The organism is Stenotrophomonas sp. YJH_SMC_58 (assembly GCF_059369635.1).
This window is the reverse complement of record NZ_JCAFSW010000006.1, coordinates 182,252-196,175: the sequence shown is the minus strand read 5'-3', so window position 1 is coordinate 196,175 and position 13,924 is coordinate 182,252. Positions and strand designations below refer to the sequence as shown.

Genomic DNA, 13,924 nt, shown 5'->3' with positions numbered 1-13,924 from the left:
CCAGGATGGCCTCCAGTTCACCACCCACCGCAAGGAGCAATGCCATGAATTCACGCCAGATCACCCTGTACCACGCCGCCCGTTCCCGCTCGAGCGGCGCCGTGGCCCTGCTCGAAGCGCTGGGTGCCGACTACCGCATGCAGGTGCTGGACCTGAAAGCCGGCGCCAACCTGGCCCCGGCCTACCTGGCCATAAACCCGATGGGCAAGGTGCCGGCCATCGTCCACAACGGCGCACTGGTGACCGAGCAGGTGGCAATCTACCTGTACCTGGCCGACCTGTATCCGGAAGCCGGGCTGGCGCCGCCGATCGGTGACGCCCTGCGCGGGCCCTATCTGCGCTGGATGGCCTTCTATGGCGCCTGTTTCGAGCCGGCGATGGTCGACAAGGCGATGCACCGCGAGCCGCCGCCGCGCCTGATGTCGCCGTACAACGATGCCGAGACCGTGCTGCAGGTGGTCGAGGCCCAGCTGGCGCAGGGCCCGTACCTGCTGGGCGAGGTCATGAGCGCCGCCGACGTGCTGTGGGGCAATGCACTGGCGTGGACCACGGCCTTTGGCCTGGTACAGCCGGCGCCGGCCACGGCTGACTACATCGCACGGATGAGCGCGATGACCGCGTTCGACCGTTCGCGGCAGATCGATGCGGAGCTGGTGGCGGCCTGAGGCGTGCCGCCGGGCGCGGCCGGGGGGCGGACCCGCAGTTCCAGTAGATCCACGCCATGGGTGGATGAATACAGCCAGGCATGGCCTGGCTCTACTGGGCCGGCGCACGCGCCGGGATGCAGGTAGAATTGCCGGCTTTCCCGCCACCCGAATGGATTAAGCGCCATGACCGGGACGCCAGACGTCTTTCCGCCCGCCCCGCCGGGCGGTGCCCCGCTCGTTGCCCTGCCCGCCGGTCCGCGCAAGCCCGACCAGGTGAAAGGCAAGCTGTACATCAAGACCCACGGTTGCCAGATGAACGAGTACGACTCGGCCAAGATGGCCGACGTGCTCGCCGCCAGCGATGGCCTGGAACTGACCGATACCCCGGAAGACGCCGACGTCATCCTGGTCAACACCTGCTCCATCCGCGAGAAGGCGCAGGAGAAGGTGTTCAGCCAGCTCGGCGTCTGGAAGGGCCTGAAGAACAAGGGCCGCGAGGTCATCATCGGCGTGGGCGGCTGCGTTGCCTCGCAGGAAGGCGAGGCGATCATCAAGCGTGCGCCGTTCGTGGACCTTGTGTTCGGCCCGCAGACCCTGCACCGGCTGCCGGAGCTGATCCGCGCCCGCCGCGAGCAGAAGCGCCCGCAGGTGGACATCAGCTTCCCCGAGATCGAGAAGTTCGACCGTCTGCCGGAACCGCGTGCCGAAGGCGCTTCGGCGTTCGTGTCGATCATGGAAGGCTGCTCGAAGTACTGCTCGTTCTGCGTGGTGCCCTACACCCGCGGCACCGAAGTCAGCCGCCCGTTCGAGGACGTGGTGGTGGAAGTGGCGCAGCTGGCCGCGCAGGGCGTGCGCGAAATCAACCTGCTCGGGCAGAACGTCAATGCCTATCGCGGCCCCTATGGAGATGGCGAGTTCGCCGATCTCGGTCTGCTGATCCGGACCATCGCCGAGATCGACGGCGTCGGCCGCATCCGCTTCACCACCTCGCACCCGCTGGAGTTCAGCGACTCGCTGATCGATGCGTTCCGCGACGTGCCGCAGCTGGCCAACTTCCTGCACCTGCCGGTGCAGGCCGGCAGCGACCGCGTACTGTCGGCGATGAAGCGCGGCTATACCGCACTGGAATTCAAGTCGAAGATCCGCAAGCTGCGCGCGGTGCGCCCGGACATCTCGATCAGCTCGGACTTCATCGTCGGCTTCCCCGGCGAAACCGATGCCGATTTCGAGAAGACCATGAAGCTGATCGAGGACATCGGCTTCGACCACAGCTTCTCCTTCATCTATTCGCGCCGCCCGGGCACCCCGGCGGCCGACCTGGAGGACACGATCAGCGATGCCGAAAAGCACGCTCGCCTGTCGCGCCTGCAGGAGCGCATCAATGCGCAGGCCGCCGGCATCTCCGAGAAGATGGTCGGTACCGTGCAGACCGTGCTGGTGGAAGGCCCTTCGCGCAAGAACCCGAACGAACTGACCGGCAAGACCGAGAACATGCGTTCGGTGAACTTCCCTGCGCCGGCGCGGCTGATCGGCCAGTTCGTGGATGTGGTGATTACCGAGGCGCTGACCAATTCGCTGCGCGCGCGCGTGGTGGCGGAATAAGGTGCGCCGACCAACGGTCGGCACCCACCGGGGTGGATGCCGACCGTTGGTCGGCATGCCTCAATCCAGTCGCTTGCGGAAACGCAGGATCGCCAGGGTCATCATCACCGCGATGAAGGCCAGCAGCGCCAGCGCGTCGTGCCACAGCTCCCACAGCGACGCTCCGCGCAGCATGATGCCGCGCACCAGGCGCAGGAAGTGGGTCAGCGGCAGTACTTCGGCCAGCCATTGCACCGGCCGCGGCATGCCCGCGAACGGGAACATGAAGCCCGACAGCAGGATCGACGGCAGGAACAGGAACAGGGTCATCTGCATCGCCTGGAACTGCGAGCGCGCGCGCGTGGAAATCAGCAGCCCCAGTGCGAGGTTGGCCAGCACCAGCAGCACCGCGGCCAGGTAGATATCGAGCAGGCTGCCGCGGATCGGCACCTGGAACAGCCAGGTGCCCAGCACCAGCACCAGCGTGGTCTGCAGCAGGCCGATGGCTGCATAGGGCAGCACCTTGCCCACCATCAGTTCGCTGCGCGACACCGGTGTGGCGATCAGCAGCTCCATGTTGCCGCGTTCGCGTTCACGCACCACCGCCACCGCCGTGAACATCACCAGGGTCATGGTCAGGATCACCCCGATCAGGCCTGGCACGATGTTCACCGCCGAACGCCGCTGCGGGTTGTAGAAGCTGGTCACGCTGATTGGACCATCGGCGATGCTGCCTTCGCGCAGCGGCCGCGTGTTGCTGGTCGGTCGCGTCTCCAGCGGCACCTGCGCCAGCTGGATCGCCGCGCTCTGCACCACGGTGTCGCTGCCATCAACCAGCACCTGCACCGCCTCGCGTCCATCGAAGCGACGGCGCTCGAAGTCGGCCGGCACCACGATGCCGACACTGATCTCGCCACGCCGCAGCGCCTGCATCAACTGGTCGGGCGTATAGGCTTCGCTGCGCGGCGTGATCACGCCGGTGGCGACCATGTCCTGCACCAGCGCGCGTGACGCCGCACTGCTGGCCTGGTCGGCGACACCTGCGTCGAGGTGGCGCAGGTTGAGATTGATCGCGTAGCCGAACAGCAGCAGCTGCATCACCGGAATGCCGACGATCATCGCCAGCGTGATGCGGTCGCGGCGCAGCTGGCGCAATTCCTTGAGCATGATCGCCCACAGCCGGCGCAGGTTCATGCCGCTGGCTCCCGGCCACGGCCGCGGGTGGCGGCGACGAAGACGTCTTCCAGGTTCGGCGCCACCGCCTCGATGCGGGCCTGCGGGTCGGCGCTGGCCAGCGCGCGCCGCAACGCTGGCGTATCGGCGGCCGCCTCGCTGCACAGCACGCGCAGCTGCGTGCCGATCTGTGCCACGCTCAGCACGCCGGGCAGCTCAGACAATGCGCGGCTGGCCTGCCGCGGCTGCGCCGACGTGACCTGCAGCGTGCGGCCGTCCAGCCGTGCACACAGTTCGGCCGGCGTGCCATCGGCGACCAGCGCGCCTCGATCGAGGATCGCCAGCCGGTGGCAGCGCTCGGCTTCGTCCATGTAGTGGGTCGATACCAGCACGGTGGTACCGGCGTCGGCAAGTTCAAACAGGGCCTCCCAGAAATCGCGGCGTGACTCCGGGTCAACCGCGCTGGTCGGCTCGTCCAGGAACAACAGCTCGGGCGCGTGCACGACGGCGCCGGCCAGCGCCAGGCGCTGCTTCTGGCCACCACTGAGGGTGCCGGCCAGCTGCGGCTGCCGGTCCAGGAGACGGTACTGCTGCAGCAGTTCGTCGACCCGCTGCCGGGCCTGCGTACGCGGCAGGTCCTGGATGGCGGCGAGGAATTCCAGGTTCTCGCGCACCGAAAGGTCTTCATACAACGAGAAGCGCTGGGTCATGTAGCCGATGCGCCGGCGCAGTGCCTCGGCCTGCTCCGGCACGGCCAGGCCGAGCACCTCGATCTGGCCGGCGCTCGGTTCCAGCAGGCCGCACAGCATGCGGATGGTGGTCGACTTGCCCGACCCGTTCGGGCCCAGGAAGCCATAGACCTGGCCACGCGGCACGGTCAGGTCGACATTGTCCACGGCCAGCAGATCGCCGAAGCGGCGGGTCAGGCCCTGGGCATGCACCGCGATGTCGTTGCCGGTGTTCAGAAGGTCACCTGCACCGGCATTCCCGCCGGCAGCTTCCGCATGTCGGCGGCGTCGTCCACTTCGATCTCGGCGAGGTAGCTCAGGCGCGCGACGTCGTCACCGGTCAACGCGTAGTACGGCGTAAATGACGGCTCGCTGCGGATCGAGCGCACATGCCCCTTCAACGCAGTGCCCTGCCCTTCCAGGTGCACCTGCGCGACCTGCCCGACCTTGACCTGCAACCGCAATGGCTGCGGCAGGTAGACGCGCGCATAGGGGCGCTCGCCGACCAGCATCACCGCCAGCGGCGCGCCGACCGGCGCCTGGTCGCCCTGCCGGTAAGGCAAGGCATCGACCACGCCGTCGCGCGGCGCACGCAATTGCAGCTTCTGCAGGTTCACGGCCTGCACTGCCTGTTGCGCCTGCGCGGCATCGGCGGTGGCCTGGCCCTGGGCGATATCCTGCACACGGCTGCCGTGCACCCGCTCCAGCCAGGCCTGCTCGGCAGCACGCACGCTGGCCTCGGCATTGCCGGCGGCGGCACGTGCACGATCCAGCTCAGCGGCGGCAATCAAGCGCTGCTGTGCCAACGGCTGGACCCGTCGGTAATAGGCACTTGCTTCGGCAGCCTGCGCGCGCAGCGCGGCCAGTTGCGCCTGGGCCTGCGCGATCTGCTCCTGGCGTGGGCCGATCTTCAGTTCTTCCAGCTGCGCCTGCGCACGCGCCGTATCAGCCTGCGCTGCGGCGAACTGCGCGTCGCCGCGGGCCGGGTCGAGCTGCATCAGCACGGCGCCGGCCTTGACCTGCTGTCCCTCGCGCACCTCCACCGTGGCGATCACTTCGGCCGCCGGTGCCGGCACCGTGATCCGGTCCCACTCCAGCGTGCCCAGTGCAGTCGGTGTCGACTGCCCACACCCGGCAAGCAGGCCGATGCCCGCCAGTCCGATTCCTCGCATCCCGTTGCCGATGCCCATGCCATCCCCTCCTGCGACGGCGACACGGTGCCATGTGCCCCGTGCACCCTCAATGATTCCGATCAGCCCTGGCGGTTTTTTCGCCACGCGCGGGCACGCCTTTTGCTGCAAGGCTCCGCACCACCTATCCACAGGTTGATTCGGCATCATTCCACAACCGTTGTGGAAATCCGCCAGCGCGCGGCTTTGTTGCTCGCCCGGCAACGAAACCTGCACTGTCGTCACGATGAATGCCCCCGTGCAGGCCCCCCGTGGCAGTGTTGCCGAAGCGACGAGCGACCATGACGTTTTTTTCACCAGGACCTCATGGGCCTTGTGGCACAAGCATTGCGAGGGTCTATCCACAGGTTTTCGCGCGCCCCGTCCACACCGGGTGTGGAAAACGCTGTATCGACCGTCTGCTGGCCGTGTGCCCCGCACGCGCGCTACCCTTGTCTCCCCTGAATACACTGCGGTGGAAGGCGTCCGCCCCACCCGAAGCAATGAAAAGCATCGAGCATCGAGACTTCACCCTGTCGCCGGAAGACAACGAACGGCTGGCCAACCTGTGTGGCCCGTTCGACGGGCACCTGCGGCAGATCGAACTGAAACTCGGCGTGGAAATCGCCAACCGTGGCTTCGTGTTCCGCATCAGCGGGCCGAACGAAGCCATCGTCGAGGCGCAGAAGCTGGTTGAAGCGCTGTACGCCGAAGCCGGCGAAACGACCTTCGACAACCACGCCATCCACCTGCGCCTGGCGCAGGCCAATGTCGAGCAGATCGCCGAGCGCTCCTACGAAGCGCAGGAGGTGGCGATCAAGGTCAAGCGCGGCACGGTACGCGGGCGCGGTGCCAACCAGGCCCGCTACCTGCACCAGATCGCAACCCACGACATCAACTTCGGCATCGGGCCGGCCGGCACCGGCAAGACCTTCCTGGCCGTGGCCAGCGCGGTCGAAGCACTGAACGAATCGCGGGTGCAGCGGCTGATCCTGGTCCGTCCCGCGGTGGAAGCCGGCGAGAAGCTGGGCTTCCTGCCCGGCGACCTGAGCCAGAAGGTCGATCCCTATCTGCGACCGCTGTACGACGCCCTGTACGAGATGATGGGCGTGGAGAAGGTGGTCAAGCTGCTGGAAAGGAACGTCATCGAGATCGCGCCGCTGGCCTATATGCGTGGCCGCACGCTCAACGATGCGTTCGTGATCCTGGACGAAGCACAGAACACCACCATCGAGCAGATGAAGATGTTCCTGACCCGCCTCGGCTACGGCTCCACCGCGGTGGTCACCGGTGACCTGACCCAGACCGACCTGCCCAAGCACGTGAAGTCGGGCCTGCGCGACGCCATCGATGTGCTGCGCGACGTGGAGGGTGTCAGCTTCACCTTCTTCGAATCCCGCGACGTGGTCCGCCACCCGCTGGTGGCGCGTATCGTCAGCGCCTACGACCGCCGCGACCTGCATCAGATCCAACCTGGAGCAACTCCATGACCCGTGGTCCCGTGCGACTGGACGTCGCCGTCAGTTATGCCCTGCCGCGTGCCGGCCTGCCGGCGGCAGTGAGCTTCCGCAGGTGGGTGGCTGCCGCGCTGAAGGGCCGCATCCGCGAGGCCGACCTGGCCATCCGCGTGGTCGACGCCAAGGAAGGCCAGTCGTTGAACCGCCACTACCGTGGCAAGGACTACGCCACCAACGTGCTCAGCTTCCCGGCCGAAGTGCCCGAAGGCCTGCCCAAGGGCGTCAAGTTCCCGCTGCTCGGCGATCTGGTGATCTGTGCACCTGTCGTAGCGCGGGAGGCCGACGAACAGGGCAAGGCGCTCAACGCCCACTACGCGCACCTGACCGTGCACGGCGTGCTGCACCTGCTCGGCTGGGACCACGAGGACGACAAGGAAGCCGAAGCGATGGAACAGCTGGAACGGGAGATCCTGGCCGAGCTGGGCATCGACGACCCCTACGCGGGCGAGCGCTGACACCGGGCCCTGTTCCGAGCCCACGCACTCACGGAAGAGGAGCGCAGCATGACCCTGCCCGCACTTGTGCTTGCCGCGCTACTGCAGTCCGGGGCAGGCCTGATGCCCGATCCTGACCGTCCCTCACCGTTCCCCGCCAGCGACAGCGAGGCCGACATCGCCGCAAAGATCGCCGAACTACGGGCGTTCTTCGGCAGCAGCGAGCGCGACACCCGCAACATCGTCGCCACTGCCCAGCAACGGGCACTGATCGAGCGCCTGGAAGCGCGGCACGCGGCACGTCTGGCCGGCATATGGGTGGACAATGCGAGGGGCTGGAACGTTGTCGTGCGACTGACAGGCGCCGCACCCGAGGCCGATGAGACACATCCAGGGGCGGATGGCCCGCAACGTGTGCGCTACATCACCGGCGCCGCGATGACCGAAGCGGAGATGACGCGCCGCCTGCACGCACAGCAGGACTGGCTGCGGGCCCAGCTGCCCGACCTGTTCGGCCATGGCCTGGATGTCAAGACCGGGGAGCTGGAGGTGGAGCAGCGGGATACCCCAGCCAACCGCGCGACGGCGGCGGCCGTGCGTGACCACCTGCAGGCGCGACTGGGCTACCCGGTCAGGCTGCGCTGGTACCCAGCGGCCACGCGCTGGAATCCGCCCTGACTGCGCCACGGCTGGAGTGCCAGCCCATGCGCTGAGCTACTGTTCAACACCGGCCAGGACGCGGAAGGAAAAAGGATGAACCCAGGGAACAGCTTCACGACGTTTGCGATGGCCCCCGGCCTGCTCGCGGGCCTGCTGGTGCTGGGCGCTTACACCTTGCGCCGCATCAGCGCCCGCGACCCCGGCGGCAGGCACTGGCTGCTGCGCAGCCTGGCCCTGCTGTCGCCCGTGTGCCTGCTGGCCGGGCTGGCGATCGGCATGTTCGGCCCGCACCTCACAGGTAGAGCTGAACCCGCCCACCTGCCGGGGCTTTGGGAAACGTCGATGGTGCTGATACTGGTCGGTGCCTTGACCCTGCCAGTACTGTGGCGAACGCTGCTGCAGCAGTGGCTTGGCAGGCCGGCCAATGCACTCCCGTTCTTCCACGCCAGCCGCACCTCGCTGCTGGTGCTGTTCGTGCTGGCCGTGATCTACATGAAAGTGGCCAGGACAGCCGCGGCGGAACTGATGCCCTGGCTGACCAGCCCGGGCCTGTGGCCGGCGGTGGCGCGCATCGCGGGGCAATCGATGCAGGTCGCCATGCTTGCGGTTGTGCTGACTCTCTCACTGATGGTCGTACGGCGGGCGATGACCGGTTTCCTGCGCCTTCTCAGCGGGCTGTTCCGGCGCTCGCCGGGGCTATGATGGCGGCCCCTCGCCTGCGGAAACCGACTGTGTCACTGCGCTGCTGTCTGCCCCTGCTCTGTGCCCTCGCCGCTCCCTCCGCCTTCGCCGCCCGCCTGGACCTGCCGGCCCTGATCGAATGCCGCCAGGGCGTGGCCGAGCAGGCCGCGCTGGCGCCGCTGCTGGCCGATCCGCTGAAGGCCGTGGCCCAGGGCCTGCAGCCGCTGCCGCAGGGCAACCAGTTCATGAGCGAGTTCCGGCTGGCCAGCCCGATCACCGTCTTCGGCCAACAGACCGATCGGGTGGCGGTGGCCGGCGCCAGCGTCATGGCCGTCCTCGACCAGGCCGACCCACGCCCGCTGGCCAAACGGCTGGAATTGGAGACCGGCTACGACCAGGACGGCAAGTTCATGGCCGGCCGCGAGCTGGTCAGCCGCGACGTGACCGACCCGAAGACCGGCGAGGCCCAGATCGAGTCGATCATCCTCAGCGTCTCCACCGTGGCCTCCCACCCGGGCAAGACCCTGGCCGGCTGCACCTACAGCCTGGACCTGCCCGAGGAGGCGCCGGCCGCGGCCGCCCCAGCCCCGGCCACCGGCAGTCACTGACAGGCCGTCACATCCTGCTAGACTTGGGTCAACGCCCGGCCTGCCGGGTGCCTTTTTTCCAGAGATGTCAGAAGACGACAGTAGTAGCTCCCCTGCGGAGCACAGTGAAAAGAAGCGCGGCTGGCTTGAACGCCTGACCTCCGCCTTCTCCGGCGAACCCCATACCCGCGACGAGCTGGTCGCTGTCCTGCACACCGCGCAGGAAGAGGGTCTGATCGCCGCCGATACCCTGAAGATGATGGAAGGCGCCATTTCGGTGGCCGAGCTGACCGTGGGCGACGTGATGATCTCGCGCTCGCAGATGGTCTCGCTGCCGGTTGAAGCGCCCTTCCTGGAACTGATGAAGCAGGTGGTCGAATCCGGCCATTCACGCTTCCCGGTACACGGCGAGAACAAGGACGACATCCTTGGCATCCTGCTGGCCAAGGATCTGCTGCGCGGCGTGGTCGCCGACAACGGTCCGGCCAACGTGCGCGAGCTGCTGCGCCCGGCGGTCCTGATCCCGGAAGCGAAGAAGCTCAACGTGCTGCTGAAGGAATTCCGCCTGTCGCGCAACCACATGGCCATCGTGGTGGACGAGTACGGCGGTGTCGCCGGCCTGGTCACCATCGAGGACGTGCTGGAACAGATCGTCGGCGAGATCGACGATGAGCATGACGAGGCCGAGGATCCCTCGGCGCAGATCGCGATCCAGTCCGACGGCCAGTACGTGGTCGACGCGCTGACCCCGATCGGCGACTTCAACGAGCGATTCGGCGCGACGTTCTCCGACGAGGACTACGACACCATCGGCGGCCTGGTCACCGAGGCCGTGGGCCACCTGCCGGAAGTCGGTGACGAGCTGGCGCTGGACCGCTTCATGTTCCGCGTGGCCCGCGCCGATGCGCGCCGGGTACAGGCCTTCCACGTGACCGTGCTGCCGCCGGACGCGCAGGACGACGCTTGAAGCGCCGCGGCCTGATCCTCATGGTGTGGCTGGCACTCTACGTGCTGGCCATGGCCCTGCCGCTGGCCGCCTTCGCGCAGCCGGCGCCGGCCACACCTGCCGTGCCCGCGGCCAGCGCTGAAGCCCCTGCTCCGCGCATCGGCGTGGTGACCATGCAGCCGGGCACGGTATTCTTCGAACGCTTCGGCCATGACGCCATCGTGGTGGTCGATCCGCTCAGCGGTGAAGCGACCTCGTACAACTTCGGCTACTTCGATCCGTCCGAGGACGATTTCATCAGCCGCTTCGCGCGCGGCGACATGATGTACTACCTGGTGGCGCTGCCGCTGCAGCAGGACCTGTCGTACTACGACGAGACCGGCCGTGGCGCCAGCGTGCAATGGCTGGACCTGCGCCCGGACCAGGCGCGCTCGCTGGCCGCCGGCCTGGCCGAGCGGGCCAAGCCGGAAAACGCGCGTTACCACTACGATTACTACACCGCCAACTGCGCCACGATGGTGCGCGACACGCTGGACAAGGCGCTCGGCGGCGGCCTGCAGTCGCAGCTGTCGGGGCGCTCGCGTGGCAACACCTATCGCAGTGAATCGGTCCGTCTGGCCTCGCCGGCACCCTGGATGTGGCTGGGCTTCGATGTAGGCCTCGGACCGTTCGCCGACCAGCCGCTGTCGCGCTGGCAGGAAGCGTTCGTGCCGATGCGCCTGGCCGATGCCCTGCGCCAGGCACGCAACAGCGATGGCCGGCCGCTGGTGCAGTCCGAACAGGAACTGTTGCCGCACCGTATCGATCCGGAGCCGAAGGAGTTCGCACGCCGCTGGTGGCCGTGGCTGCTGTGTGGCCTGGTGATCGCCGCTGGCGTGCTGGCGCTGCGCAACCGCCCGCGCCTGCTGGCCGGGCTGGCCCTGCCGTTCTGGCTGCTGTGCGCCCTGTTCGGTGGCGTGCTGGTGTTCCTGTGGGGCTTCAGCATCCACTACGCCGCATGGGCCAACCGCAACCTGCTGCTGCTTTCGCCACTGGCCGTGCTGCTGCTGCCGGGCGCGATCGCACTGCTGCGCCGGCGCGTGCCGGGACGCATGTTCAGGATCGTGCTGTGGCTGCTGGCGGTACAGGCGGTGGCCGCGCTGGTGCTGCACTGGCTGAGCCTGCAGGCGCAGTACAACGTGCAGTGGATCGTGCTGCTGCTGCCGGTCCACGTGGCACTGGCGTGGGTGCTGGCGCGTCGTCCTCACTTGTCCGAAACACGGCCCTGAAGCACGATGGCGGGCATGTCATTGCCCGCCTCCGCTTCCGCCCCCGCTTCGGCCAACCCTACCTGCGTCATCAACTGCGTCCACTACGATGACGAGGGCAAGCGCCACGACATCAGCCTGGATGCCATCAGCGATGTCATTGCCAGCGGCAACGGCTTCGTCTGGGTCGGCCTGTACGACCCCAACGAAGACGTGCTGCTGAAACTGCAGGAAGAATTCTGCCTGCACGACCTGGCCATCGAGGATGCGCGCAACGCGCACCAACGGCCCAAGGTCGAGACCTATGGCAACTCGTTGTTCGTGGTGGTGACCACCGCGCAGATGGTCGACGAACGCATCCAGTATGGCGAAACCCATGCCTTCCTCGGCCCGCGCTTCCTGGTGACGGTCCGCCACGGCGCCTCGCTGTCCTACGCGGCGGTGCGCGCACGCGTCGAGCGCGAGCCGCAGCTGCTGAAGATGGGCCCGTCGTACTGCCTGTACGCGGTGACCGACTTCGTGGTCGACAACTACCTGCCGATCGTGCACCGCTTCCGCGACACCCTGGACCTGCTGGAAAAGGACATCTTCGCCGACACCTACAAGCGCAGCACGGTGGTGCGGCTGTACGAGCTCAAGCGCGAACTGAACAAGATGCGGATGGCGGTGGCGCCGTTGCAGGACGTGCTGGCGCAGCTGCGCCGCTACCAGGGCGAACTGATTCCCGATGAAGTGAAGCTGTACGTGCGTGACGTACATGACCATGCGGTGCGCATCAGCGATGTGATCGACACCCTGCGCGAGATGCTGGGCACCGCGCTGAGCGTGAACCTTTCGCTGGTGACACTGGCGCAGGGCGAGACGGTCAAGCGGCTGGGCGCCTGGGCTGCGCTGCTCGCCGCGCCGACGCTGATCACCAGCTGGTACGGCATGAACTTCAGTCACATGCCGGAGCTGAGCGAACCCTGGTCGTACCCGCTGATGATCGTTGGCGTGGGCGGTGTGTGCGTCGGGCTGTACCGGTTGTTCAAGCGCGCGAAGTGGTTGTAGGGCGTATCGACCAACGGTCGATACCCACCAAGCACGGCACATGCCCCGCTTCTGGTAGTGCCGGCCGCTGGCCGGCAACCCGGCAATGCCGGCCGGCGGCCGGCACTACCGTTCGGGATCAAGCCACGTAGACGGTCTTGATGTTCATGAACTCATGGATGCCATGGTCAGCCAGCTCCCGACCAAAGCCTGACTGCTTGCTGCCGCCGAACGGCAGCCGCGCGTCGCTCTTGACGATGGCGTTGACGAACGCCGCACCGCATTCCATGCGCTGCGCGAAGCGCTCGCCGCGTACCGGATCGCCGGTCCACACGCTGCCGCCCAAGCCGAAGCGGGTGTCGTTGGCCACGCGCAGTGCCTCGGCCTCGTCCTTGACCCGGATCACTGCGGCCACCGGCCCGAACAGCTCCTCGTCATACGCCGGCATGCCCGGGCCGACCTGGTCGAGCACCGTGGCCGGATAGCCGGCATGGGTGCCGGCAATCGGCTCACCACCGATCAGCACCCGCGCGCCCTTGGCCACGCTGGCCTGCACCTGCTTGTGCAGTTCGTCACGCAGGTCGGCGCGAGCCATCGGCGCCAGCGTGGTGCCCCGCTCATCGGGATCCCCGTACTGGCGCTCGCCCGCCGCCTGCACAAAGCGACGGGTGAATTCATCGGCCACCGCCTCGACCACGATGAAGCGCTTGGCCGCGATGCAGGTCTGCCCGCTGTTGTCGAAGCGCGACTTCACTGCCGCGGCCACGGTCTTGTCGAGGTCGGCATCGTCGAGCACCACGAAGGCATCGCTGCCACCCAGCTCCATCACCGACTTCTTCAGCTGGCTGCCGGCATTGGAGGCGATCGAGCGCCCTGCCCGCTCGCTGCCGGTCAGCGTCACCGCCTTCACCCGTGCGTCGCGCAGCACGTCGGCGGCCTGGTCGTTGTCGATGTGCAGCACGTCGAACACGCCATCAGGCAGGCCGCCGTCACGGCACACCGCCAGGATCAGGTCGGCGCACTGCGGCACGTTGCTGGCGTGCTTGAGCAGGGCGACGTTGCCAGCCATGAACGCCGGGGCGAGGAAACGGAACACCTGCCAGATCGGGAAATTCCACGGCATCACCGCGAACACGCAGCCGATCGGCTCGTAGCGCACGTAGCTGCGCTGGGCTTCGGTATCGATCAGCTGCGGCTTGAGATAGTCGGCCGCGTGATCGGCATAGTACTCGCAGGCGGCAGCGCACTTGTCGACCTCGGCCAGCGCCTCGGCCTTGAGCTTGCCCATCTCGTGGGTCATCGCCTGCTGCAGGTCGTCGCGCCGCGTGCGCAGCTGCGCGGCGATCTGGCGCAGGATGGCGCCGCGGTCCTGCAGCGAGCGATCTGCCCAGCCCGGAAACGCATCGGCAGCGGCCTGCAGGCGCTGCTCGATGTCGGCTGCGCCCATCAGTTCATGGCGGTAGGTCACCTGTCCGGTGGCCGGGTCGACGATCTCGACGGTCATGGGGGATCTCCATCTGGAAGA

The 13,924-nt window shown here is 67.4% G+C and carries 14 protein-coding genes; 10 read left to right on the top strand and 4 right to left on the bottom strand.

Features of this window, described 5'->3' with window-relative positions:
• Positions 1–44: 44 nt before the first annotated feature.
• Both AC5P68_RS10470 and miaB read left to right on the top strand, forming a co-directional pair.
• Positions 45–665 (top strand): glutathione S-transferase family protein, encoded by a 621-nt coding sequence (locus AC5P68_RS10470; RefSeq protein WP_049402735.1) that lies wholly within the window; start codon positions 45–47, stop codon positions 663–665.
• A 165-nt stretch (positions 666–830) separates the two neighbouring features.
• Positions 831–2,249, top strand: a complete 1,419-nt coding sequence (gene miaB, locus AC5P68_RS10465; RefSeq protein WP_231522171.1) for a tRNA (N6-isopentenyl adenosine(37)-C2)-methylthiotransferase MiaB — start codon at positions 831–833, stop codon at positions 2,247–2,249.
• Between the two features lie 60 nt (positions 2,250–2,309).
• Here the strand turns inward: miaB and AC5P68_RS10460 are convergent, their stop codons facing one another.
• The 3 genes from AC5P68_RS10460 to AC5P68_RS10450 are packed head-to-tail and all read right to left on the bottom strand — an operon-like array spanning position 2,310 to position 5,319.
• Positions 2,310–3,422: an ABC transporter permease gene (locus AC5P68_RS10460; RefSeq protein WP_049431887.1), complete on the bottom strand. Its 1,113-nt coding sequence runs from the start codon at positions 3,420–3,422 to the stop codon at positions 2,310–2,312.
• Positions 3,419–4,342: an ABC transporter ATP-binding protein gene (locus tag AC5P68_RS10455; protein ID WP_012479664.1), complete on the bottom strand. Its 924-nt coding sequence runs from the start codon at positions 4,340–4,342 to the stop codon at positions 3,419–3,421. The genes AC5P68_RS10460 and AC5P68_RS10455 overlap by 4 nt, the downstream gene beginning before the upstream one ends.
• A gap of 20 nt (positions 4,343–4,362) precedes the next feature.
• Entirely contained in the window at positions 4,363–5,319 is a 957-nt protein-coding gene (locus AC5P68_RS10450) for an HlyD family secretion protein (RefSeq protein WP_049402732.1), read from the bottom strand.
• 482 nt (positions 5,320–5,801) lie between these two features.
• On the opposite strand from AC5P68_RS10450, the gene AC5P68_RS10445 reads away from it, so the two are divergent.
• The 8 genes from AC5P68_RS10445 (at position 5,802) to AC5P68_RS10410 (ending at position 12,420) form a co-directional block, all read left to right on the top strand.
• Positions 5,802–6,788, top strand: a complete 987-nt coding sequence (locus AC5P68_RS10445) for a PhoH family protein (protein WP_033834734.1) — start codon at positions 5,802–5,804, stop codon at positions 6,786–6,788.
• Positions 6,785–7,270, top strand: a complete 486-nt coding sequence (gene ybeY, locus AC5P68_RS10440; RefSeq protein ID WP_032966554.1) for an rRNA maturation RNase YbeY — start codon at positions 6,785–6,787, stop codon at positions 7,268–7,270. The genes AC5P68_RS10445 and ybeY overlap by 4 nt, the downstream gene beginning before the upstream one ends.
• Before the next feature lie 48 nt (positions 7,271–7,318).
• The gene (locus AC5P68_RS10435; protein ID WP_414497670.1) at positions 7,319–7,927 is read left to right on the top strand and encodes a hypothetical protein; all 609 of its coding nucleotides are present in this window, start codon (positions 7,319–7,321) and stop codon (positions 7,925–7,927) included.
• 75 nt (positions 7,928–8,002) lie between these two features.
• A complete protein-coding gene (locus AC5P68_RS10430; RefSeq protein ID WP_111108360.1) occupies positions 8,003–8,611 on the top strand; it encodes a hypothetical protein in 609 nt (202 codons plus the stop codon).
• The gene (locus tag AC5P68_RS10425) at positions 8,611–9,198 is read left to right on the top strand and encodes a hypothetical protein (RefSeq protein ID WP_172958410.1); all 588 of its coding nucleotides are present in this window, start codon (positions 8,611–8,613) and stop codon (positions 9,196–9,198) included. The genes AC5P68_RS10430 and AC5P68_RS10425 overlap by 1 nt, the downstream gene beginning before the upstream one ends.
• Before the next feature lie 64 nt (positions 9,199–9,262).
• Complete coding sequence (locus AC5P68_RS10420; protein ID WP_005408827.1) at positions 9,263–10,144, top strand: CorC family transporter; 882 nt, start codon at positions 9,263–9,265, stop codon at positions 10,142–10,144.
• Positions 10,141–11,391 (top strand): lipoprotein N-acyltransferase Lnb domain-containing protein, encoded by a 1,251-nt coding sequence (locus AC5P68_RS10415; RefSeq protein ID WP_033834730.1) that lies wholly within the window; start codon positions 10,141–10,143, stop codon positions 11,389–11,391. Before AC5P68_RS10420 ends, AC5P68_RS10415 begins: the two co-directional genes overlap by 4 nt.
• 6 nt (positions 11,392–11,397) lie before the next feature.
• Positions 11,398–12,420 (top strand): magnesium and cobalt transport protein CorA, encoded by a 1,023-nt coding sequence (locus AC5P68_RS10410; RefSeq protein WP_414497669.1) that lies wholly within the window; start codon positions 11,398–11,400, stop codon positions 12,418–12,420.
• A 118-nt stretch (positions 12,421–12,538) separates the two neighbouring features.
• Here the strand turns inward: AC5P68_RS10410 and AC5P68_RS10405 are convergent, their stop codons facing one another.
• Positions 12,539–13,903, bottom strand: a complete 1,365-nt coding sequence (locus AC5P68_RS10405) for an NAD-dependent succinate-semialdehyde dehydrogenase (protein WP_099474829.1) — start codon at positions 13,901–13,903, stop codon at positions 12,539–12,541.
• Positions 13,904–13,924 lie beyond the last annotated feature (21 nt).